A 21,188-nucleotide genomic window follows, 5' to 3' on the forward strand; every position below is an offset into this window, starting at 1 on the left:
TGAATGAGGGGGATTCCTTATGCATAGAATGAAACTTTCTTTTTGTTTATAAAGAAAAAGAAGGTAAATCCGTATAATACTTGTTTTTGTATAGAGAACATTTATAACGACGGAGAATAGGAGGAAGGCCTTTCGTGTTTTTAAAAAGATTAGAAATAGCAGGGTTTAAGTCTTTTGCTGAGCGTGTATCTGTTGATTTTGTCCCAGGTGTAACTTCTGTAGTAGGACCTAATGGAAGCGGGAAAAGTAATATTACTGATGCAATTCGCTGGGTACTTGGTGAACAATCTGCAAAATCATTACGTGGTGCAAAGATGGAGGATATTATTTTTGCAGGCAGTGATACGAGGAGAGCGGTTAATGTTGCTGAAGTAACATTAACTTTAAATAATGAAGATCAACGTTTACCAATTGAATACAATGAGGTGTGTGTAACACGTCGTGTATCTCGTTCAGGTGATAGTGATTTTTATATTAATAAACAATCATGTAGATTGAAAGATATTATCGATTTATTTATGGACTCTGGTATGGGAAGAGAAGCTTTTTCAATTATTAGCCAGGGGAAAGTGGAAGAGATTTTAAGTAGTAAGTCAGAAGAGCGTCGAGGTGTATTTGAAGAAGCGGCAGGCGTACTAAAATACAAACTTCGCAAAAAGAAAGCTGAAGGGAAACTAGCAGAAACACAAGAAAACTTAAATCGTGTACAAGATATAATTCATGAATTAAGTAGTCAAGTAGAACCTTTAGAAAGACAAGCTTCTATTGCGAAAGATTATCTTGAGAATAAAGAAGAATTAGAGAAAGTAGAAGCTGCGCTTATTGTTCATGAAATTGAAGAATTGCATGAGAAATGGGAAGCGCTTCGAAATCAGTTTGGGCATAATAAAAACGAAGAAGCTAAAATGTCAACGGATTTACAAAAAAGTGAAGAAGAGCTTGAGGAATTACGAGGACAATTACAAGCGGTAGACGAGTCTGTAGACTCGTTGCAAGAAGTACTTCTTCTTTCTAGTAAAGAGCTAGAAAAACTAGAAGGGCAGCGTGAGTTGTTAAAAGAAAGAAAGCAAAATGCTACGACGCATTGTGCGCAACTTGAGCAGTTAATTGTTGAATTAACTGAGAAAGCTAAAAGTTACGATGGTGAGATTGAGTCAAGTACAGAATCTTTAATGCAATTTGTGAATGAAGTAAAAGAGTTGGAGCAAAAATTGCATGATAATGAGCAACTGCTTGCTACTTTTGCTGACAATTTAGAGGAACAGATTGAGAATTTAAAAGGTGACTATATTGAGCTTTTAAATCAACAAGCTAGTCATCGTAATGAATTATCTATGATTGAAGAACAATCGAAACAGCAAACGTCTAAAAACGAGCGTCTAGATGAAGAGAATGCGAAATATGTAGAAATGCGTATGGGAATTACAGCGAAAAAGACGAAACTTGTAGAAAGTTACGAACAAGCGAAAGAAAAAGTAGCTGGCATTCTCTCAAATATACAGAAGACAGAGGCGGCGCTTGGGAAATGTAAGACGCAGTATAGTGAAAATGAAACAAAACTGTATCAAGCATATCAATTTGTGCAACAGGCACGTTCTCGAAAAGAAATGCTTGAAGAGATGCAAGAAGATTATTCTGGATTCTATCAAGGTGTACGTGAAGTATTGAAAGCTAGAGAAAATAGGTTGCAAGGTATCGAGGGTGCTGTTGCGGAACTGTTAACGGTACCGAAAGAATACGAAGTTGCAATGGAAATCGCTCTAGGTGCAGCGATGCAGCATATTGTTGTACAAACAGAGGAACATGCTCGTAATGCGATTGCATTTCTAAAGCAAAATAAACATGGACGTGCAACGTTTTTACCGCAAGCTGTTATTAAAAGCAGATCGTTATCATTTGAGCAATTACGCATTGCAAATCAACACCCATCGTTTGTAGGTGTGGCGGCAGAACTTGTGCAGTACAACAATAAATATGAAAATGTAGTTTCAAATTTATTAGGTACTGTTATTGTTGCGAAAGATTTACGTGGAGCAAATGAGTTGGCGAAACAACTGCAATACCGTTATCGCATTGTAACAATCGAAGGTGACGTAGTGAATCCTGGCGGTTCTATGACTGGTGGGGCGGTAAAGCAAGCGAAATCTTCTTTATTAGGACGCCAACGTGAACTGGAAGAGTGGACTCGCAAGTTAACTGATATGGAAGAAAAAACAACGAAGTTAGAAAACTTTGTTAAAGCAGTAAAACAAGAGATTCAAGAAAAAGAAGTGAAAATACGCGAACTAAGGCAAACTGTAGAAGCAGATCGTGTAGATGAGCAGAAATTAAGAGAAGAGATTAATCGTTTAGAATTAGAAGAACATCGTATTAATGATCGGTTGTCTATTTATGATTTAGAGATTGAAGGGTTTTTACAAGATCGAGTAAAAATGCAAGGGCGTAAAGAGGAGTTAGAAGGGGTTTTAACGAATCTTCAAGCTGAAATCACTAAGTTAGATAGTAAAATTGTAGCTTTAACAAAACAAAAAAGTGAGCAACATTCTTCGAAAGAAAAAGTTCAAAAAGAAATGACTGAGTTAAAAGTGCTGGCAGCTGAAAAGCAACAACGCTTATCTAATCAAAAAGAAAAAGTTGAACGATTGACGAAGGAAAAAAAAGAAACGGATGCGACACTTGTAAAAACGAAAGAGGATTTAGCGTTCTTAAAACAAGAAATGACATCTAATTCAAGTGGTGAAGAGCAAATTACGAATATGATTGAGAAGAAAGCATATGATCGTAATCAAACTTCAGAATTAATTCGCTCTCGTCGTGAACAACGTGTATCGTTGCAAGAGAGAGTAGAACATTTAGAGCGCAATTTGAAAGAAACGACAGGTAAACATAAATATGTTCTTGAAATGTTGAAAGATCAAGAAGTGAGAATAAATCGACTGGATGTAGAGTTGGAAAATAGATTACAACATTTACGTGAAACATATACGATTTCATTTGAAGCGGCAAAACTAAAATATACAATGACAATGCCTGCAGAAGATGCGCGTAAGAAAGTAAAATTAATCAAATTATCCATAGAAGAGTTAGGTACAGTGAACCTAGGGGCAATTGATGAATATGAACGTGTAGCGGAGCGTCATACATTCTTACTAGAGCAGAGAGACGACCTAGAAGAAGCGAAAGCGACATTGCACCAGCTTATTACCGAAATGGATGAAGAAATGAAAAAACGCTTTTCTACTACGTTTGAAGGCATTAGAATGGAGTTTCAATCGGTATTCTCTGAATTATTTGGAGGCGGTAGAGCGGATTTAGTAATGACTAATCCAGAGGATTTACTAAATACGGGTATTGATATTGTAGCACAACCGCCAGGGAAGAAATTGCAGAACTTAGGTTTACTTTCAGGTGGAGAGCGTGCTTTAACAGCAATTGCGCTTTTATTTGGTATTTTAAAAGTACGCCCAGTACCGTTCTGTGTACTAGATGAGGTAGAGGCAGCCCTTGATGAGGCGAATGTAGCTCGTTTTGCACAGTATTTAAAGAAATTCAGTGATGAGACGCAGTTTATTGTAATTACACATAGAAAAGGTACAATGGAAGAGTCTAATGTGTTGTACGGTGTAACAATGCAAGAATCGGGGGTATCTAAACTTGTTTCGGTTCGTTTAGACGCCGGAGAAGAACTTATTGCAAGTGAATAGGAAGGATGGGAAAGTATGAGTTTTTTTAAAAAACTAAAAGAAAAAATTTCAAAACAAACGGATACAGTTACAGAGAAATTTAAACAAGGATTAGAAAAAACGAGAAATTCATTTGCGGATAAAGTGAATGATTTAGTGTATCGTTACCGTAAAGTGGACGAAGATTTCTTCGAAGAGTTAGAAGAAATTTTAATCGGTGCAGACGTTGGCGTTGCGACGGTAATGGAATTAATTGACCAATTGAAAGAAGAAGTACAACGTCGTAACATTCAAGATCCAAAAGAAGTACAAGCTGTTATTTCAGAAAAACTAGTAGGAATTTACAAAGGTGACAGCGATTTTAGTAACGAAATTAATATGCAAGAGGACCAATTAACGGTTGTTTTATTTGTTGGTGTTAATGGTGTAGGAAAAACGACGACAATTGGTAAACTGGCGCATAAGTTTAAATCAGAAGGTAAGTCAGTCCTATTGGCGGCAGGAGACACATTCCGTGCTGGAGCGATTGAACAATTAGAAGTATGGGGCGATCGCGTTGGTGTAGAAGTGATTAAACAAGGATCTGGATCTGATCCAGCGGCGGTTATGTATGACGCTGTACAAGCAGCGAAAGCACGTAAGGTAGATGTATTACTATGTGACACAGCAGGACGCTTGCAAAATAAAGTGAACTTAATGAAAGAGTTAGAGAAGGTGAAGCGTGTAATTGAGCGTGAAGTACCAGGTGCTCCTCATGAAGTATTGCTTGTTATTGATGCAACAACAGGACAAAACGGTTTAAGCCAAGCGAAAACATTCCGTGAAGCAACGAATGTAACTGGTATTGTTTTAACGAAGTTAGATGGAACTGCTAAAGGTGGTATTGTATTAGCGATTCGTAACGAAATGGATGTACCGGTGAAGTTTGTTGGATTAGGAGAGCAAATGGATGACTTGCAGCAGTTTGATCCAGAACAATATGTGTATGGTTTATTTGCGAACTTAGTAGAAACAGAAGAAGTATAAGCGAAAGAAGCGGTATTTCCGCTTCTTTTTCTATAAAAAATATATGATGTTAAGAAAAAAACTTGACACTCTTTTGGACTACATGTAAACTAATTCATGTAAAGGGAAATCACTTAACAAAGGATGATCCAACATGCTCGAAAAAACAACGAGAATGAACTATTTATTTGATTTTTATCAATCGTTGTTAACGCAAAAACAAAGAAGTTATATGTCGCTTTATTATCTAGATGATTTATCTCTTGGTGAAATTGCGGAAGAATTTGATGTAAGTCGCCAAGCCGTGTATGATAACATTAAACGGACTGAAGCGATGCTTGAAGAATATGAAGAAAAATTAGTATTACTTCAAAAGTTTCAAGAGCGACAGCGACTTGTTGCAAAGCTAAAACAGCTAATCAGCGAAGAAGAGCATGTGAATGAAGAAATGAAACAAGTTGTTGAAGCTATCGAAAAATTAGATTAGGAGGGCGGCAATATGGCATTTGAAGGATTAGCCGACCGACTTCAACAGACAATGCAAAAAATCCGCGGCAAAGGAAAAGTTTCTGAAGCCGATGTGAAAGAAATGATGAGAGAAGTTCGTCTAGCTCTTTTAGAAGCGGATGTTAACTTTAAAGTAGTAAAAGATTTTGTGAAGCGTGTGTCTGAACGTGCTGTCGGACAAGATGTAATGAAAAGTTTGACACCTGGACAACAAGTAATTAAAGTTGTACAGGAAGAACTTACAGAACTTATGGGCGGAGAGCAAAGCAAAATTGCTGTTGCTAATAAGCCACCGACTGTTATTATGATGGTTGGTCTGCAAGGTGCGGGTAAAACAACGACGACAGGTAAGCTTGCGAATTTGCTTCGTAAAAAGCATAATCGTAAACCGATGCTTGTTGCAGCGGATATTTACCGTCCAGCAGCGATTAAACAGCTTGAAACATTAGGGAAGCAATTGGACATGCCTGTATTTTCTTTAGGAGATCAAGTAAGTCCTGTTGAAATTGCGAAACAAGCGATTGCAAAAGCAAAAGAAGATCATCACGATTATGTTTTAATCGATACAGCGGGTCGCCTGCATATTGATGAAGAATTAATGGATGAATTAGCGAAAGTGAAAGAAGTTGCGAAACCGGATGAAATTTTCCTTGTTGTCGATGCGATGACGGGGCAAGACGCGGTAAATGTTGCACAAAGTTTCCATGAACAGTTAGGTTTAACAGGTGTTGTATTAACGAAATTAGATGGTGATACGCGCGGTGGTGCTGCATTATCTATTAAGGCTGTAACAAACACGCCGATTAAATTTGCTGGTATGGGTGAAAAACTAGATGCAATTGAAGCGTTCCATCCAGAGCGTATGGCATCCCGTATTTTAGGGATGGGCGATGTCTTAACGTTAATTGAAAAAGCGCAAGCTACAGTTGATGAAGAGAAAGCAAAAGAACTTGAGCAAAAAATGCGTACGCTTTCGTTTACGCTTGACGATTTCCTAGAACAACTTGGACAAGTGCGCCAACTTGGGCCGCTTGATGAATTGTTAGGAATGCTTCCTGGTGCAAATAAAATTAAAGGGCTGAAAAATGCGCAAGTTGATGAAAAACAAATTGGGCATATTGAGGCAATTATTCGTTCTATGACTAAATTAGAACGAGAACAACCGGAAATAATCAATGCTAGTCGCAAAAAGCGCATTGCCAAAGGTAGCGGTACAACTGTACAAGAAATCAATCGTCTAATTAAGCAATTCGATGACATGAAAAAAATGATGAAGACGATGACGGGAATGCAAAAAGGTAAGAAAAAAGGACTAGGTGGATTGAAGTTTCCATTCATGTAAGGAAAAAAAGATGGCTCTGTTAAGAAAAAATACTTTACAAAGCAATAGTCTTTTTGCTAATATAATTATCTGTGTGAAATAAATTCGGAGGTGCTTTATAAATGGCAGTTAAAATTCGTTTAAAACGTATGGGAGCTAAAAAAACTCCTTTCTATCGTGTAGTTGTTGCAGATTCTCGTTCTCCTCGTGACGGACGTTTCATTGAGGAAATCGGAACTTACAATCCAGTTGCTCAACCAGCTGAAGTTAAGATCAACGAAGAAGCAGCATTAAAATGGTTAGGAAATGGTGCTAAACCATCTGATACAGTTCGTAACTTATTCTCTAACCAAGGTATCATGGAGAAATTCCACTTATCTAAACAAGGTAAGTAATTGAGGCAATGACTATGAAGAAGTTAGTCGAGACGATTGTCAAGCCTCTTGTCGATTATCCTGAAGATGTAAAAGTTACACAGGAACTTTGCAACGGAGAGATAAAGTATCGATTAACTGTACATCCTGAGGATGTTGGAAAAGTCATTGGAAAGCAAGGGAGAGTTGCGAAAGCGATTCGAATGCTCTTGTATTCAGTGGGACATCATAATGATGAAAAAGTAACACTGGAAATTCAATAAACGTAAAAAGGGCGAGGAGTTATTCCTCTCCCTTTTTTAACATTTAAATAGAGATTGCATGTTCCATCTGCGAAATGGAGATGCTTAATTTATATAGAAACCAGGGGTGACATACTATTTATGACAAAATGGTTTAACGTAGGGAAAATTGTAAATACTCATGGCGTAAGAGGAGAAATCCGTGTTATTTCTCGTACTGATTTTCCAGAAGAGCGATATAAAGTAGGAAACACGCTATACATATCGAATGAGAAAGGCACAGACTATCTTCCGGTGAAGGTAACTTCTCATCGCCAACATAAGACATTCGATTTATTAACATTTGAAGGATATAACAATGTAGATGAAGTAGAGAAGTTTAAAGGTTCTTTAATAAAAGTACCAGAAGAGCAGTTAGGCGAACTTGCTGAAGGTGAATACTACTATCATGAAATTATTGGTTGCAGTGTTGTAACGGAAGAAGGAGAAGCGCTAGGGACAATCAAAGAGATTCTATCTCCTGGTGCAAATGATGTTTGGGTAATTAAACGCCCGAAGGGTCAAGATCTCTTAATTCCTTATATCGATGATGTTGTACTTCAAGTTAATATTGAAAATAAATTAGTAACCATTCATGTAATGGAAGGGCTGCTATAATGAAAATTGATATTTTAACGTTGTTCCCAGACATGTTTACCGGTGTATTTGGATCTTCTATATTAAAGAAGGCGCAAGAAAAAGAAGCGGTAAACCTTCGTGTTGTTAACTTTCGTGATTATACAACAAGTAAGCATAATAGCGTAGACGATTATCCTTACGGCGGAGGAGCTGGTATGGTGCTTACTCCTCAGCCTATTTTTGATGCTGTAGAAGATTTGACGAAAGAGACAGAGCGTAAGCCGAGAGTTGTCTTAATGTGTCCGCAGGGCGAAAGATTTACGCAGAAGAAAGCGGAAGAGCTTGCAGGGGAAGAACATTTAATCTTCGTATGTGGGCATTATGAAGGATATGACGAACGAATTCGTGAGCATCTCGTAACGGATGAGATTTCTATTGGTGACTATGTATTAACGGGCGGAGAATTAGCCTCTATGGTTATTACTGATAGTGTGGTACGTCTCTTGCCAGGTGTGCTAGGAAATCATGCTTCACAAGTAGAGGATTCGTTTAGTACAGGTTTATTAGAGCATCCTCATTATACACGTCCAGCTGATTTTCGTGGTATGAAGGTACCGGATGTATTAATGTCAGGGAATCATAAAAACATTGATGAATGGCGACATAAGGAATCTTTGCGCCGAACGTATACGCGTAGACCTGATTTATTAGATGAGAGAGAGCTATCTAAACAAGAGAAAAAATGGCTTGAGGAAATAAAGCGAGAGCAGTAATAACTTCATATATTTGCTATTGCAACAGGCCTAGTAATATGCTATTATAACATTTGTGCTACTGAAATCAGTAGCCGTATTAACGATGTTCCGCTGTAATTTATTAAGACTTTATAAGAGCATCTGTTTAAAGGAGAGAATTTAATATGCAACAATTAATCGCAGAAATTACAAAAGGCCAATTAAAAACTGACCTTCCTTCATTCCGTCCTGGTGACACTTTACGTGTACACGTAAAAGTTGTTGAGGGAACTCGTGAAAGAATTCAGCTTTTCGAAGGTGTTGTAATTAAACGTCGTGGTGGCGGAATCAGTGAAACATTCACAGTTCGTAAGATTTCTTACGGTGTAGGTGTTGAGCGTACATTCCCAGTTCACACGCCAAGAATCGCGAAAATCGAAGTACTTCGCCGTGGTAAAGTACGTCGTGCTAAGTTATACTACTTACGTAACCTTCGCGGTAAAAAAGCACGTATTAAAGAAATTCGATAAGACATGTATGGGAGCTTGTAAATGCACAAGCTCCCTTTTTCCAATCTATATGAAATTTTGGTATAATACGAGCAGTTTACATAACCGTGGAGGGGAAATGCATGAAAAAAGAGAAGAGTTCACTTTGGGAATGGATTAAAGCAATTTTGATTGCTGTTGTATTAGCTGGTGTTATTAGACAGTTTTTCTTTGCGCCAATTCTCGTAGACGGGGTATCGATGGCACCTACTTTACATGATCGTGATCGAATGATTGTGAATAAAATTGGTTATCACATTGGAGATCCAAAACGCTTTGATATTATCGTATTTCGAGCAACAGAAGATAAAGATTACATTAAGCGCATTATAGGCCTGCCAGGCGATGAAATAGAGTATCGTAATGATAAACTGTATGTTAACGGAAAGGCTTATGAGGAGCCGTATTTAGACAAGCAGAAAAAGCAAATTGCTGACGGACCGCTTACATATGATTTTAATCTTGAAGAAATGACAGGCAAGAAAACCGTTCCAAAAGATCAATTATTTGTTTTAGGTGATAATCGTCGTTTTAGTAAAGATAGCCGTTCAATCGGTACGATTTCAATGGATCAAGTAATTGGTAAAGCTAATATGTTATATTGGCCGTTAGAAGACGCACGTATTGTGAAATAAATGAAAAAGAAGGTGGCAACATGGTAATTCAATGGTTTCCAGGGCATATGGCGAAGGCTAGACGCCAAGTAACGGAGAAATTAAAATTAATTGATGTTGTAATTGAACTTGTAGATGCTCGATTACCATTATCATCTCGAAACCCAATGATTGATGAAATCATTACACATAAGCCAAGGCTTGTTGTTTTAAATAAAGCGGATATGGCAGATGATCGTTTAACAAAACAATGGATCGCATATTTTAAAGAAAAAGGCCATATGGCAATTTCAATTAACGCGCAAGCTGGACAAGGTATGAAGGAAATTGCAGCAGCTTGTAAAGTGCTTGTTAAAGAAAAATTTGATAAAATGGTTGCAAAAGGTATTAGACCGAGAGCGATTCGTGCATTAATTGTAGGCATACCAAATGTTGGTAAATCTACATTGATTAATAAATTGGCAAAGAAAAATATTGCTAAAACAGGAGATCGTCCAGGTGTGACAACAGCTCAACAATGGATTAAAGTTGGGAAGGAAATGGAATTGTTAGATACACCAGGTATTCTGTGGCCTAAATTTGAAGATCAATTAGTGGGTCTTCGCTTAGCGACAACGGGTGCAATTAAAGATTCAATTTTAAATTTACAAGATGTAGCTGTTTACGCATTACGTTTTATGGAGAAACATTATCCAGAACGCTTGAAAGAACGCTATAATTTAAATGAGATTCCAGAAGATATTGTGGAATTATTCGATGCAATTGGAAAAAATAGAGGCTGCTTAATGGGCGGCGGAATGATTGATTATGATAAGACATCTGAGCTTGTGCTTCGTGAGCTTCGTGGTGGCAAACTGGGAAAAATGACGTTTGAAACACCGGAAGAGTTTGCAGAGCAAGTAGAAGATGTGGAAAAAATAGAAGAAGTATAAGACGTGCGTTTGTGCGTCTTTTCTTTTTGGATATGTTTAAAAAGGAGCTTGTATAAATGCAAACTATGACGATAAAAGAAGCAGAAAATGTATTGAAAGAAATTATGAATGAAGAAGATGATCGCTTTCAACTGTTAATGAAAGATGATCGAAAAGGTGTTCAAAAGCTCGTTTTGAAGTGGTATAAACAAAAAGAGTTAGAACAGAAAGAAAAAGAGAAGTTTTTTGAAATGTCCAAGTATGAAAATGCTTTGCGTGAAAAAGGGGTCACATATATCGCGGGTATTGATGAAGTAGGGCGCGGGCCATTGGCTGGGCCTGTTGTGACGGCAGCTGTCGTTCTTCCTGAGGATTTTTATATTCCAGGGTTAAATGACTCGAAAAAGTTGAGTGAAGCGAAACGTGAGCGTTTTTATGATGAAATAAAAGTACAAGCAATTGCAATTGGAGTAGGAATTGTATCACCAGAAGTTATTGATGACATTAATATTTACCAAGCAACGAAACAAGCGATGTTAGATGCAGTTGCAAATTTATCTTGTACACCCCAACATTTATTAATTGATGCGATGAAGCTTCCTACACCAATTCCGCAAACATCAATTATTAAAGGTGATGCGAAAAGTGTTTCGATTTCAGCAGCATCCATTATCGCAAAAGTAACGAGAGATCGTATGATGAAAGAACTGGGAGAGAAGTATCCTCAATATGGATTTGAGCAACATATGGGATATGGCACAAAGCAACATTTAGAGGCAATTCAAGTGCATGGAGTACTAGATGAACACCGCAAGTCATTCGCACCAATTAAAGATATGATTCAAAAATAAGCTGTAAATATACAGCTTATTTTTTTATTTTGGCATATAAACATTACTATTTCCGAAAAAGAATAAAGCGATTTCAGTTTTCTGACACTTTATTGTAGACAGCGTGCCAATCATCTTATACAATGGCAATGTAATGTTTTTTAAACATTAAAAAACTTTTCGAGTAAAACAGGAAAACAGGGGAGGATGGGACCATGAATATCCATGAGTACCAAGGTAAGGCAGTCCTTAGAAGCTATGGGGTTAGCGTTCCGAACGGGAAGGTTGCATTTACAGTAGAAGAAGCTGTAGAAGCGGCGAAAGAATTAGGAACAGATGTATGTGTAGTGAAAGCACAAATTCACGCTGGTGGACGCGGCAAAGCTGGCGGAGTAAAAGTTGCAAAAAATTTAGATGAAGTTCGTACATATGCAGAAAGCATTTTAGGAACTACACTTGTGACACATCAAACAGGTCCTGAAGGTAAGGAAGTAAAACGCTTACTTATCGAAGAAGGTTGCGATATTAAAAAAGAATATTATGTAGGTCTAGTTTTAGATCGTGCAACTTCTCAAGTTGTTTTAATGGCGTCTGAAGAAGGCGGAACAGAAATTGAAGAAGTAGCAGAAAAAACACCTGAAAAAATCTTTAAAGAATATATTGATCCAGCAGTAGGCTTACAAGGTTTCCAAGCGCGCCGAATCGCATTTAACATCAATATTCCAAAAGAGCTTGTAGGACAAGCTGTGAAGTTTATGATGGGCTTATACCGTGCGTTTATCGAAAAAGATTGCTCTATCGCTGAGATTAACCCACTTGTTACAACAGGTGAAGGTAAAGTTATGGCATTAGATGCAAAATTAAACTTTGATTCTAATGCATTATATCGCCATAAAGACATTTTAGAGCTTCGTGATCTTGATGAAGAGGATTCAAAAGAAATTGAAGCTTCAAAATACGACTTAAACTACATTCCTTTAGATGGAAATATCGGTTGTATGGTTAATGGTGCAGGTTTAGCGATGGCTACAATGGATATCATTAAACATTACCACGGTGACCCAGCTAACTTCTTAGATGTTGGTGGCGGTGCAACTGCAGAAAAAGTTACAGAAGCATTCAAAATTATCCTTTCTGACAAAAATGTAAAAGGTATCTTTGTTAACATTTTTGGTGGCATTATGAAGTGTGATGTTATTGCAGAAGGTGTTATTGAAGCAACGAAACAAGTAGGTCTTGAGTTACCTTTAGTTGTACGTCTTGAAGGTACAAACGTAGAACTAGGTAAGAAAATTTTAAATGAGTCTGGCTTAAATATTGTTGCAGCAGAATCTATGGCAGACGGTGCACAAAAAATTGTTTCACTAGTGGGCTAATAGAAAGCGGGGGAGAAAAATGAGCGTATTAGTTAATAAAGATACAAAAGTTATTGTTCAAGGTATTACAGGTTCTCAAGGTTTATTCCATACAAAACAAATGATTGAATACGGTACGAAAATTGTCGGTGGTGTAACACCAGGTAAGGGCGGCACTGATATTGAAGGTGTACCAGTATTTGATACAGTAGAAGATGCAGTGAAAGCAACAGGCGCAAACGCTTCAGTTGTATACGTTCCACCCGCTTTTGCGGCAGATGCAATTATGGAAGCTGTTGATGCAGAAATTGATTTAGTAGTATGTATTACTGAAGGGATTCCTGTATTAGATATGGTAAACGTAAAGAGATATATGGCGGGTAAACATACACGTTTACTTGGACCAAACTGCCCAGGTGTAATCACACCGGATGAATGTAAGATTGGTATTATGCCAGGATATATTCATAAAAAAGGTCATGTTGGTATCGTATCTCGCTCTGGTACATTAACGTATGAAGCTGTACATCAGTTAACACAAGAAGGTATTGGCCAATCTACTGCTGTAGGTATCGGCGGAGACCCTGTTAACGGTACAGACTTTATTGATGCTTTAAAAGCATTTAATGAAGATGAAGAAACACATGCTGTAATTATGATTGGTGAAATCGGCGGTACAGCAGAAGAAGAGGCAGCTGAATGGGTAAAAGCTAATATGACAAAACCTGTTGTAGGCTTCATTGGTGGTCAAACAGCGCCTGCTGGCAAACGTATGGGCCATGCTGGTGCAATCATTTCTGGCGGTAAAGGAACTGCTGCTGAAAAGATTAAAACAATGGAAGCTTGTGGCATTAAAGTAGCTGAAACTCCAGCAGTTATGGGAGAAACGCTAATCTCTGTTTTAAAAGAAAAAGGTTTATTTGAGACTTGTAAAAACTATTAATCTGTTGAAAGACACCTTCTTACTTGAGGGTGTCTTTTTAGACTTTTTCTGTTTACATAATAAAAATTATGGGTAAGGAGAACCAAGATGAAAAGAGAGAGATTATTACATCTTCATTACTTGCTAGCAGATTATTGGAAAGCGATGGAGAGGCTACTATATGTCGATCCAGAATTAGAGAACATATATAATTTTAACGAAAAACAAATGGAACACTACACTGGAATATCCTCGAAAAAATCTTCAGAACTAGTAAAATTTCTTCAAAGTTCAAATCTTCCGCAATATATATCTTATTTAGAGAAAAATCGTATTTTTTATATAACGATATGGGATGAAAATTATCCGCAATTATTACGTGAAATACAAGATCCTCCCTTCGTTTTATATGGAAAAGGAGAGAAAGATTTCCTGAATAAAGTAAATAAATTAGCAGTTGTTGGAACGAGAGAACCATCATTATATGGTCATGAGAGTTTGAAGTTTATTTTACACCCTTTATTAGAAAGAGAGTGGCTTATTGTCAGTGGGTTTGCAAAAGGGATAGATACAATGTCTCATGAGATTACAGTAAGGCATCATTGCCCGACTATTGCGATATTAGGGCATGGATTGTCTTTTATGTATCCGAAAGAAAATAGACCTTTATATGAAATGTGGAAGGAATATATATTGTTATTGACAGAGTATCCGCCGCACTATGCACCGAAAAAATGGTATTTTCCAAAAAGAAACCGGATTATTAGTGGTATAAGTAAAGGTGTTTTAGTTGTAGAAGCGAAATCGAGAAGTGGAACACTTATTACTGCGGACCTTGCGTTAGAGCAAAGTAGAGAGGTATTTGCGCTTCCTGGACCTATATTTATAGAGGGGGCATCGGGAACGAATCATCTTATTCAGCAAGGAGCAAAACTAGTAAGAAATGCAGAAGATATCTTGGAAGAGATTTTAAATTAACTTTATATTTTTATGTTTTTATTAAACAATTATTGACAAATGGTAGATTGGCACTGTATGGTATATTCATTCTTGATTGACAAAAACAAGAGAAATCAATAAGATTAATGAAGACTTGAATCCACCTCTTAAGGAGGCACTAGCATGTCAGATTACCTCGTAATCGTGGAGTCGCCTTCTAAGGCGAAGACCATTGAGAAATATTTAGGGAAAAAATACAAAGTTGTCGCGTCTATGGGACATGTTCGCGATTTGCCAAAAAGTCAAATGGGGATAGAAGTAAAGAACAACTTCACCCCGAAGTATATTACCATTCGTGGTAAAGGTCCCGTCTTAAAAGATTTAAAATCAGCGGCCAAAAAAGCAAAGAAAGTCTATCTCGCGGCCGATCCAGATCGTGAAGGGGAAGCGATTGCTTGGCATTTAGCGAATACGTTAAATGTGGACGTTGAATCAGATTGTCGGGTTGTGTTTAATGAGATTACGAAAGATGCAATCAAAGAATCATTTAAACATCCTCGTGCAATTAATATGGATTTAGTGGATGCACAACAAGCAAGACGTATACTTGATCGTCTTGTTGGTTACAATATTAGTCCTTTATTATGGAAGAAAGTAAAAAAAGGATTAAGTGCAGGACGTGTACAATCTGTAGCAGTTCGTTTAATCATCGAGCGTGAAAGGGAAATTCAAAACTTTGAACCTGAAGAATTCTGGACAATTAAAACAGAATTTGTAAAAGGAAAAGACACATTTGAAGCAAGCTTTTACGGTGTAGATGGTGAAAAAGTTCAATTAACAAATGAAACGCAAGTGAATGAAATAATTGAACAGATGAAAGACAATGCGTTTTCAGTTGACAATGTAACGCGCAAAGAGCGAAAACGTAACCCTGCATTACCGTTTACAACATCTTCCTTGCAACAAGAAGCAGCCCGTAAGTTAAACATGCGAGCAAAGAAAACAATGATGCTTGCACAGCAATTGTATGAAGGGATAGATCTTGGAAAACAAGGAACTGTAGGTCTTATTACGTATATGAGAACTGATTCAACACGTATCTCAGAAACAGCTCAAACAGAGGCTCGTACTTACATCACTGAAGCGTATGGTACGGAATACATAGGAACAGAAAAGAAGAAAGAAACGAAAAAGTCAAATGCACAAGATGCGCATGAGGCAATTCGTCCTACTTCGGTAATGAGAAAGCCAGAGGAACTAAAAAGTTTCTTAGGTCGTGATCAACTTCGATTATATAAATTGATTTGGGAGCGATTTGTTGCAAGTCAAATGGCGTCTGCTATAATGGATACTGTGACAGCGAGACTCATTAATAACAATGTTCAGTTCCGTGCAAGTGGATCGGTTGTAAAGTTCCCAGGATTTATGAAAGTGTATGTAGAGTCAAAAGATGATGGTGCTGAAGAAAAGGATAAGATGTTGCCGCCTTTAGAAGTAGGGGAAACTGTATTTTCAAAGGATTTAGAACCAAAGCAACATTTTACACAACCTCCTCCGCGCTATACAGAGGCTCGCCTAGTAAGAACACTTGAAGAACTTGGAATTGGAAGACCGTCGACATATGTACCTACACTTGAAACGATTCAAAAGCGTGGGTATGTAGGCTTGGATAATAAACGCTTCGTTCCGACTGAACTTGGTGAAATAGTAATTGAACTTATTTTAGAGTTTTTCCCAGAAATTATTAACATTGAATTTACTGCCAATATGGAGCAAAGCCTTGATGAAGTAGAAGAAGGAAATGCGAATTGGGTAAAAATTGTTGATGATTTCTACGTAGGTTTTGAACCGCGTTTAGAAAAAGCGGAAAAAGAAATGCGTGAAGTGGAAATTAAAGATGAACCAGCTGGGGAAGATTGTGAATTATGTAATCACCCAATGGTCTTTAAAATGGGTAAATACGGGAAATTTATGGCTTGCTCGAATTTCCCAGATTGTCGTAATACAAAGCCGATTGTGAAAGAAATCGGTGTTACTTGTCCAAAGTGTGATAAGGGTCAAATTATTGAACGCCGTAGTAATAAAAAGAAACGTCTTTTCTATGGGTGCGGTACGTATCCGGAATGCGACTTTGTATCTTGGGATAAGCCAATTGGTCGTAAGTGTCCGAAGTGCGAAGGCATGCTTGTAGAGAAAAAGTTGAAAAAAGGCGTGCAAGTACAATGTATTTCGTGCGATTATGAAGAAGAACAACAAATGTGAGCGTAACTGCTCACATTTTTTTCGGGAAGAAAAGGAAAGGTGATATAAATGACAACACAAGTAGTAAACGTCATTGGCGCAGGTCTTGCAGGAAGTGAAGCAGCTTACCAAATTGCAAAACGTGGTGTCCAAGTTAGATTATATGAAATGAGACCGGTAAGGCAAACGCCAGCTCATCACACAGATAAATTCGCTGAATTAGTATGTAGTAACTCACTTCGTGCAAACACTTTAACAAATGCAGTTGGAGTTATTAAAGAGGAAATGCGCTTAATGGATTCTGTAATTATTCGTGCGGCGGATGAGTGCTCTGTACCAGCTGGAGGCGCTTTAGCTGTAGACCGTCATGAGTTCGCAGCTAAAGTAACAGAATACGTAAAGAACCATCCAAATGTAACTGTAATGAATGAAGAAATTACAGATATTCCAGAGGGACCGACAATTATTGCTACAGGTCCATTAACATCTCCTGATCTTTCTGCAAAATTGAAAGAATTAACAGGAGAAGATTATTTCTACTTCTATGATGCTGCAGCCCCAATCGTAGAAAAAGACAGCATTGACATGAATAAAGTATATTTAAAATCGCGTTATGACAAAGGTGAAGCTGCATATTTAAATTGCCCAATGACAGAAGAAGAGTTTGATCGTTTTTATGAGGCTCTAATTGCTGCTGAGACAGTGCCTTTAAAAGAGTTTGAAAAAGAAATTTTCTTTGAAGGTTGTATGCCAGTAGAGGTTATGGCAAGTAGAGGGAGACAGACGTTAGTATTTGGACCTATGAAACCTGTTGGATTGGAAGATCCAAAAACAGGGAAAACGCCATATGCTGTTGTTCAGTTACGTCAAGATGATGCAGCGGGAACTTTATACAATATCGTAGGTTTCCAAACACATTTAAAGTGGGGACCGCAAAAAGAAGTGCTACAGTTAATTCCAGGATTGGAAAATGCAGAGATTGTACGTTATGGTGTAATGCATCGTAATACGTTTATTAATTCACCTAATTTGCTTCGTCCAACGTATCAATATAAACAACGGGATGATTTATTCTTCGCTGGTCAAATGACTGGAGTAGAGGGATATGTTGAATCGGCAGCATCAGGATTATTAGCAGGAATTAATGCTGCGCGTCTTGTGCAAGGTGAAGAGCCAGTTGTATTACCGCCAGTAACTGCGATGGGTAGCATGGCAAATTACATTACGGCAACGAACGCTAAAAACTTCCAACCGATGAATGCGAACTTCGGTCTATTTGCACCGTTAGAGAAGAAGATTAAAAAGAAAGCAGAACGAAATGAAGCGTACGCAGCACGCGCTTTAGAAACGATTCGAAATTTTGTAAATATTTAGTTAAATTTCTTGCAAAGGCTACTAAGTTGTGATACGATTTAGTAGCCTTTATTGAGGTGAGTTGTGTGAATGTGAAGAAATTGTTACAATTATTCGTTGGATATTTACAAATTGAAAGAAATTATTCAAAATATACAATTGCAAGTTATCAAAATGATTTAGAACATTTTGTGCAATTTATGGAACGAGAAGGCATATCCTCTTTTTTAGACGTTACATACGCGGATGTTCGTTTGTACTTAACGACGTTGCACGATGAGAAGTTAGCCCGTAAATCTGTCGCAAGAAAAGTATCAAGCTTACGAAGTTTATATCGTTTTTTGATGCGTGAAGGTTATCGAAAGGATAATCCGTTTGCACTTGCGTCACTCCCCAAAAAAGAATTGTCAATCCCAAAGTTTTTATATGCTGAAGAGTTAGAGGAATTATTTGAAGTTTCTGACACAGAAACACCATTAGGTCAAAGGAATCAAGCTTTGTTAGAGTTGATGTATGCGACTGGGATCCGTGTGAGTGAATGTGTCAATTTACAACTTACCGATATTGACTTTGCGGTGGGAACAATTTTAGTAATGGGAAAAGGAAAAAAACAAAGGTATATTCCGTTCGGAAGCTATGCGCAAGATTCTTTAATTACTTATATAGAGAATGGGAGAAAACAGTTAGTTAATAAGACTGACGAAGACTCTCATATGGTATTTTTAAATGCGAAAGGTAAACCGCTAACAAGTCGTGGAGTTCGTTATGTTTTAAATGAACTCATTAAAAAGGCTTCGCTGACAATGCGGATAAGTCCCCATATGTTAAGGCATACATTTGCTACACATATGCTAGATGAAGGGGCGGATTTACGTACTGTACAGGAGTTATTAGGCCATGAAAATTTGTCGACGACACAAATTTATACGCATGTCTCTAAAGAAAGATTGCGTTCTGTTTACATGAAGCATCACCCGCGGGCATAAATTGCTTTAAAAGCTATAAAAACAAATAAAGGAGTTTTTTCTATGGGAAATTTCCACGCTACAACGATATTTGCAGTTCATCATAATGGAGAATGTGCAATGGCTGGAGATGGCCAAGTGACAATGGGAAATGCTGTTGTAATGAAACATACAGCTCGTAAAGTTCGTAAACTTTTCCAAGGTAAAGTTTTGGCTGGTTTCGCAGGATCAGTTGCTGACGCATTTACTCTTTTTGAAATGTTTGAAGGGAAATTAGAAGAGTATAATGGCAACTTGCAGCGTGCTGCTGTTGAAATGGCCAAACAATGGCGTGGCGATAAAATGTTACGTCAGCTAGAAGCAATGCTCATTGTCATGGATAAAACAACTATGCTCCTTGTTTCAGGTACAGGAGAAGTAATTGAACCGGATGATGGTATTTTAGCAATTGGATCTGGTGGGAATTATGCACTTTCTGCAGGTCGTGCTTTAAAGCAATATGCAAGTGAACACTTAACAGCGAAGCAAATTGCGAAAGCGAGTTTAGAGATTGCTGGCGATATTTGTGTTTATACGAATCACAACATAATTGTTGAAGAATTGTAGAATCGTAAGGGAGGCATTTTATATGCATTTACATTTTACTCCGCGCCAAATTGTGGAAAAATTAGATCAATACATCATCGGTCAAAAAGACGCAAAGAAAGCGGTTGCTGTAGCGTTGAGAAATCGATATCGTCGCAGTAAATTAGCTGAAAATTTACGTGACGAAATTGCACCTAAAAATATCTTAATGATTGGACCGACAGGTGTTGGGAAAACAGAGGTAGCACGACGAATGGCGAAACTCGTTGGAGCACCTTTTATTAAGGTTGAGGCTACAAAATTCACAGAAGTTGGATATGTGGGTAGAGATGTAGAGTCGATGGTACGTGACCTAGTGGAAACATCGGTTCGTATCGTAAAAGAAGAAATGGTAGTGAAAGTTCAAGATAAAGCCGAAGAGCAAGCGAATCAACGTCTTGTTGAAATTTTAGTGCCGAGTCCAGAGAAACAATCTGGATTCAAAAATCCATTAGAGATGCTTTTTGGAGGCACTCAAAATTCGAATCAAACGTCTGATACACAAGAAGATGTTGAAATCGAAAAGAAGCGTCAAGATGTGGAGAGAAAGCTTGCTGCAGGGCTTCTTGAAGACGAAATTGTATCGATTGAAGTGACTGAACAACAGTCTTCCATGTTTGATATGTTACAAGGAACTGGCATGGAGCAAATGGGAATGAATTTCCAAGATGCGCTAGGAAGTTTTATGCCGAAAAAAACGAAAAAACGTAAACTTTCTGTAAAAGAAGCAAGAAAACTCTTGACAAATGAAGAGGCACAGCGCTTAATTGATATGGATGAAGTTACACAAGAGGCTGTTTATCGTGCTGAACAGCTCGGGATTATTTTTATCGATGAAATTGACAAAATTGCTGGTAAGCAGTCGAATAGCGTAGATGTATCACGTGAAGGTGTGCAACGTGACATTTTGCCGATTGTAGAAGGGTCGAATGTTGCGACAAAATACGGATCAGTAAAAACGGATTATATTTTATTCGTTGCAGCTGGAGCGTTCCATATGTCTAAACCGTCGGATTTAATTCCGGAATTGCAAGGGAGATTTCCGATTCGAGTAGAATTAACAAAATTATCGACAGACGATTTTGTTAAAATACTAATCGAGCCTGACAATGCGTTAATTAAACAATATATGGCATTATTAGCGACTGAAGGTATAGAAATTGAATTTTCAGACGAAGCTATTCGTAAGATTGCTGAGATTGCTTATCAAGTTAATCAGGATACAGATAATATTGGAGCAAGAAGACTTCATACGATTATGGAGAAGCTCCTTGAAGATTTATCGTTTGAAGCATCTGAAATTACGTTAGAGAAAATAACGATAACACCTCAATACGTTGAGGAGAAATTAGCAACAATTGCTAAAAATAAAGATGTGAGCCAGTTTATTTTGTAATAGTGT

At 37.7% G+C, this 21,188-nt stretch carries 20 protein-coding genes; all 20 read left to right on the forward strand.

The genetic code is table 11. The features are described 5' to 3' along the window. The first annotated feature begins 134 nt into the window (after nt 1-134). Complete coding sequence (smc, locus tag AU379_RS05115) at nt 135-3,704, forward strand: chromosome segregation protein SMC (RefSeq protein WP_061138985.1); 3,570 nt, start codon at nt 135-137, stop codon at nt 3,702-3,704. A 15-nt stretch (nt 3,705-3,719) separates the two neighbouring features. After that, nucleotides 3,720-4,709, forward strand: a complete 990-nt coding sequence (ftsY, locus tag AU379_RS05120; protein ID WP_000007655.1) for a signal recognition particle-docking protein FtsY — start codon at nt 3,720-3,722, stop codon at nt 4,707-4,709. Nucleotides 4,710-4,842: 133 nt separating this feature from the next. Further along, a complete protein-coding gene (locus tag AU379_RS05125) occupies nt 4,843-5,175 on the forward strand; it encodes a putative DNA-binding protein (protein WP_000891062.1) in 333 nt (110 codons plus the stop codon). A gap of 12 nt (nt 5,176-5,187) precedes the next feature. Beyond that, nucleotides 5,188-6,537 carry a signal recognition particle protein gene (gene ffh, locus AU379_RS05130; RefSeq protein ID WP_000863460.1) on the forward strand — a complete coding sequence of 450 codons (1,350 nt, stop codon included), beginning with the start codon at nt 5,188-5,190 and terminating at the stop codon, nt 6,535-6,537. Nucleotides 6,538-6,638: 101 nt separating this feature from the next. Then, nucleotides 6,639-6,911 carry a 30S ribosomal protein S16 gene (gene rpsP / locus AU379_RS05135; RefSeq protein ID WP_000268750.1) on the forward strand — a complete coding sequence of 91 codons (273 nt, stop codon included), beginning with the start codon at nt 6,639-6,641 and terminating at the stop codon, nt 6,909-6,911. Between the two features lie 14 nt (nt 6,912-6,925). Then, the gene (locus tag AU379_RS05140; protein WP_000737401.1) at nt 6,926-7,153 is read left to right on the forward strand and encodes a KH domain-containing protein; all 228 of its coding nucleotides are present in this window, start codon (nt 6,926-6,928) and stop codon (nt 7,151-7,153) included. A gap of 120 nt (nt 7,154-7,273) precedes the next feature. Further along, entirely contained in the window at nt 7,274-7,789 is a 516-nt protein-coding gene (rimM, locus tag AU379_RS05145) for a ribosome maturation factor RimM (RefSeq protein ID WP_000170278.1), read from the forward strand. Continuing rightward, nucleotides 7,789-8,523, forward strand: coding sequence for a tRNA (guanosine(37)-N1)-methyltransferase TrmD (gene trmD, locus AU379_RS05150; protein WP_000686903.1), 735 nt, complete (start codon nt 7,789-7,791; stop codon nt 8,521-8,523). The genes rimM and trmD overlap by 1 nt, the downstream gene beginning before the upstream one ends. A gap of 146 nt (nt 8,524-8,669) precedes the next feature. Next, the gene (gene rplS, locus AU379_RS05155) at nt 8,670-9,014 is read left to right on the forward strand and encodes a 50S ribosomal protein L19 (protein WP_001186516.1); all 345 of its coding nucleotides are present in this window, start codon (nt 8,670-8,672) and stop codon (nt 9,012-9,014) included. Nucleotides 9,015-9,115: 101 nt separating this feature from the next. Continuing rightward, nucleotides 9,116-9,667 (forward strand): signal peptidase I, encoded by a 552-nt coding sequence (gene lepB / locus AU379_RS05160; RefSeq protein ID WP_000711853.1) that lies wholly within the window; start codon nt 9,116-9,118, stop codon nt 9,665-9,667. A 20-nt stretch (nt 9,668-9,687) separates the two neighbouring features. Beyond that, nucleotides 9,688-10,578, forward strand: a complete 891-nt coding sequence (gene ylqF, locus AU379_RS05165) for a ribosome biogenesis GTPase YlqF (protein WP_000236702.1) — start codon at nt 9,688-9,690, stop codon at nt 10,576-10,578. A gap of 56 nt (nt 10,579-10,634) precedes the next feature. Then, a complete protein-coding gene (locus AU379_RS05170) occupies nt 10,635-11,408 on the forward strand; it encodes a ribonuclease HII (protein WP_001194262.1) in 774 nt (257 codons plus the stop codon). Between the two features lie 194 nt (nt 11,409-11,602). After that, nucleotides 11,603-12,763: an ADP-forming succinate--CoA ligase subunit beta gene (sucC, locus tag AU379_RS05175; protein ID WP_001020791.1), complete on the forward strand. Its 1,161-nt coding sequence runs from the start codon at nt 11,603-11,605 to the stop codon at nt 12,761-12,763. 19 nt (nt 12,764-12,782) lie between these two features. After that, entirely contained in the window at nt 12,783-13,685 is a 903-nt protein-coding gene (gene sucD / locus AU379_RS05180) for a succinate--CoA ligase subunit alpha (protein WP_000115178.1), read from the forward strand. 87 nt (nt 13,686-13,772) lie between these two features. Beyond that, entirely contained in the window at nt 13,773-14,642 is an 870-nt protein-coding gene (dprA, locus tag AU379_RS05185; RefSeq protein ID WP_000818039.1) for a DNA-processing protein DprA, read from the forward strand. A gap of 144 nt (nt 14,643-14,786) precedes the next feature. Then, a complete protein-coding gene (gene topA / locus AU379_RS05190) occupies nt 14,787-16,865 on the forward strand; it encodes a type I DNA topoisomerase (RefSeq protein ID WP_001286960.1) in 2,079 nt (692 codons plus the stop codon). Between the two features lie 48 nt (nt 16,866-16,913). Continuing rightward, nucleotides 16,914-18,218, forward strand: coding sequence for an FADH(2)-oxidizing methylenetetrahydrofolate--tRNA-(uracil(54)-C(5))-methyltransferase TrmFO (gene trmFO / locus AU379_RS05195; protein ID WP_000213002.1), 1,305 nt, complete (start codon nt 16,914-16,916; stop codon nt 18,216-18,218). A 65-nt stretch (nt 18,219-18,283) separates the two neighbouring features. Next, nucleotides 18,284-19,183: a tyrosine recombinase XerC gene (gene xerC, locus AU379_RS05200; RefSeq protein WP_001101241.1), complete on the forward strand. Its 900-nt coding sequence runs from the start codon at nt 18,284-18,286 to the stop codon at nt 19,181-19,183. A gap of 42 nt (nt 19,184-19,225) precedes the next feature. Continuing rightward, entirely contained in the window at nt 19,226-19,768 is a 543-nt protein-coding gene (gene hslV / locus AU379_RS05205) for an ATP-dependent protease proteolytic subunit HslV (RefSeq protein ID WP_000526272.1), read from the forward strand. A gap of 22 nt (nt 19,769-19,790) precedes the next feature. Further along, nucleotides 19,791-21,182 (forward strand): ATP-dependent protease ATPase subunit HslU, encoded by a 1,392-nt coding sequence (hslU, locus tag AU379_RS05210; protein WP_000550087.1) that lies wholly within the window; start codon nt 19,791-19,793, stop codon nt 21,180-21,182. The last annotated feature ends 6 nt before the right edge of the window (nt 21,183-21,188 follow it).

It is taken from the genome of Bacillus sp. JH7, from assembly GCF_001563515.1.
GTDB classification, from domain to species: domain Bacteria; phylum Bacillota; class Bacilli; order Bacillales; family Bacillaceae_G; genus Bacillus_A; species Bacillus_A cereus.

Coding starts and splice junctions, on each gene's coding strand:
- ylqF (WP_000236702.1), top strand. CDS start 9,688: ATGGTAATTCAATGGTTTCCAGGGCATATGGCGAAGGCTAGACGCCAA.
- rpsP (WP_000268750.1), top strand. CDS start 6,639: ATGGCAGTTAAAATTCGTTTAAAACGTATGGGAGCTAAAAAAACTCCT.
- AU379_RS05140 (WP_000737401.1), top strand. CDS start 6,926: ATGAAGAAGTTAGTCGAGACGATTGTCAAGCCTCTTGTCGATTATCCT.
- AU379_RS05170 (WP_001194262.1), top strand. CDS start 10,635: ATGCAAACTATGACGATAAAAGAAGCAGAAAATGTATTGAAAGAAATT.
- hslU (WP_000550087.1), top strand. CDS start 19,791: ATGCATTTACATTTTACTCCGCGCCAAATTGTGGAAAAATTAGATCAA.
- lepB (WP_000711853.1), top strand. CDS start 9,116: ATGAAAAAAGAGAAGAGTTCACTTTGGGAATGGATTAAAGCAATTTTG.
- topA (WP_001286960.1), top strand. CDS start 14,787: ATGTCAGATTACCTCGTAATCGTGGAGTCGCCTTCTAAGGCGAAGACC.
- rimM (WP_000170278.1), top strand. CDS start 7,274: ATGACAAAATGGTTTAACGTAGGGAAAATTGTAAATACTCATGGCGTA.
- ftsY (WP_000007655.1), top strand. CDS start 3,720: ATGAGTTTTTTTAAAAAACTAAAAGAAAAAATTTCAAAACAAACGGAT.
- rplS (WP_001186516.1), top strand. CDS start 8,670: ATGCAACAATTAATCGCAGAAATTACAAAAGGCCAATTAAAAACTGAC.
- ffh (WP_000863460.1), top strand. CDS start 5,188: ATGGCATTTGAAGGATTAGCCGACCGACTTCAACAGACAATGCAAAAA.
- trmFO (WP_000213002.1), top strand. CDS start 16,914: ATGACAACACAAGTAGTAAACGTCATTGGCGCAGGTCTTGCAGGAAGT.
- dprA (WP_000818039.1), top strand. CDS start 13,773: ATGAAAAGAGAGAGATTATTACATCTTCATTACTTGCTAGCAGATTAT.
- trmD (WP_000686903.1), top strand. CDS start 7,789: ATGAAAATTGATATTTTAACGTTGTTCCCAGACATGTTTACCGGTGTA.
- hslV (WP_000526272.1), top strand. CDS start 19,226: ATGGGAAATTTCCACGCTACAACGATATTTGCAGTTCATCATAATGGA.
- sucD (WP_000115178.1), top strand. CDS start 12,783: ATGAGCGTATTAGTTAATAAAGATACAAAAGTTATTGTTCAAGGTATT.
- sucC (WP_001020791.1), top strand. CDS start 11,603: ATGAATATCCATGAGTACCAAGGTAAGGCAGTCCTTAGAAGCTATGGG.
- AU379_RS05125 (WP_000891062.1), top strand. CDS start 4,843: ATGCTCGAAAAAACAACGAGAATGAACTATTTATTTGATTTTTATCAA.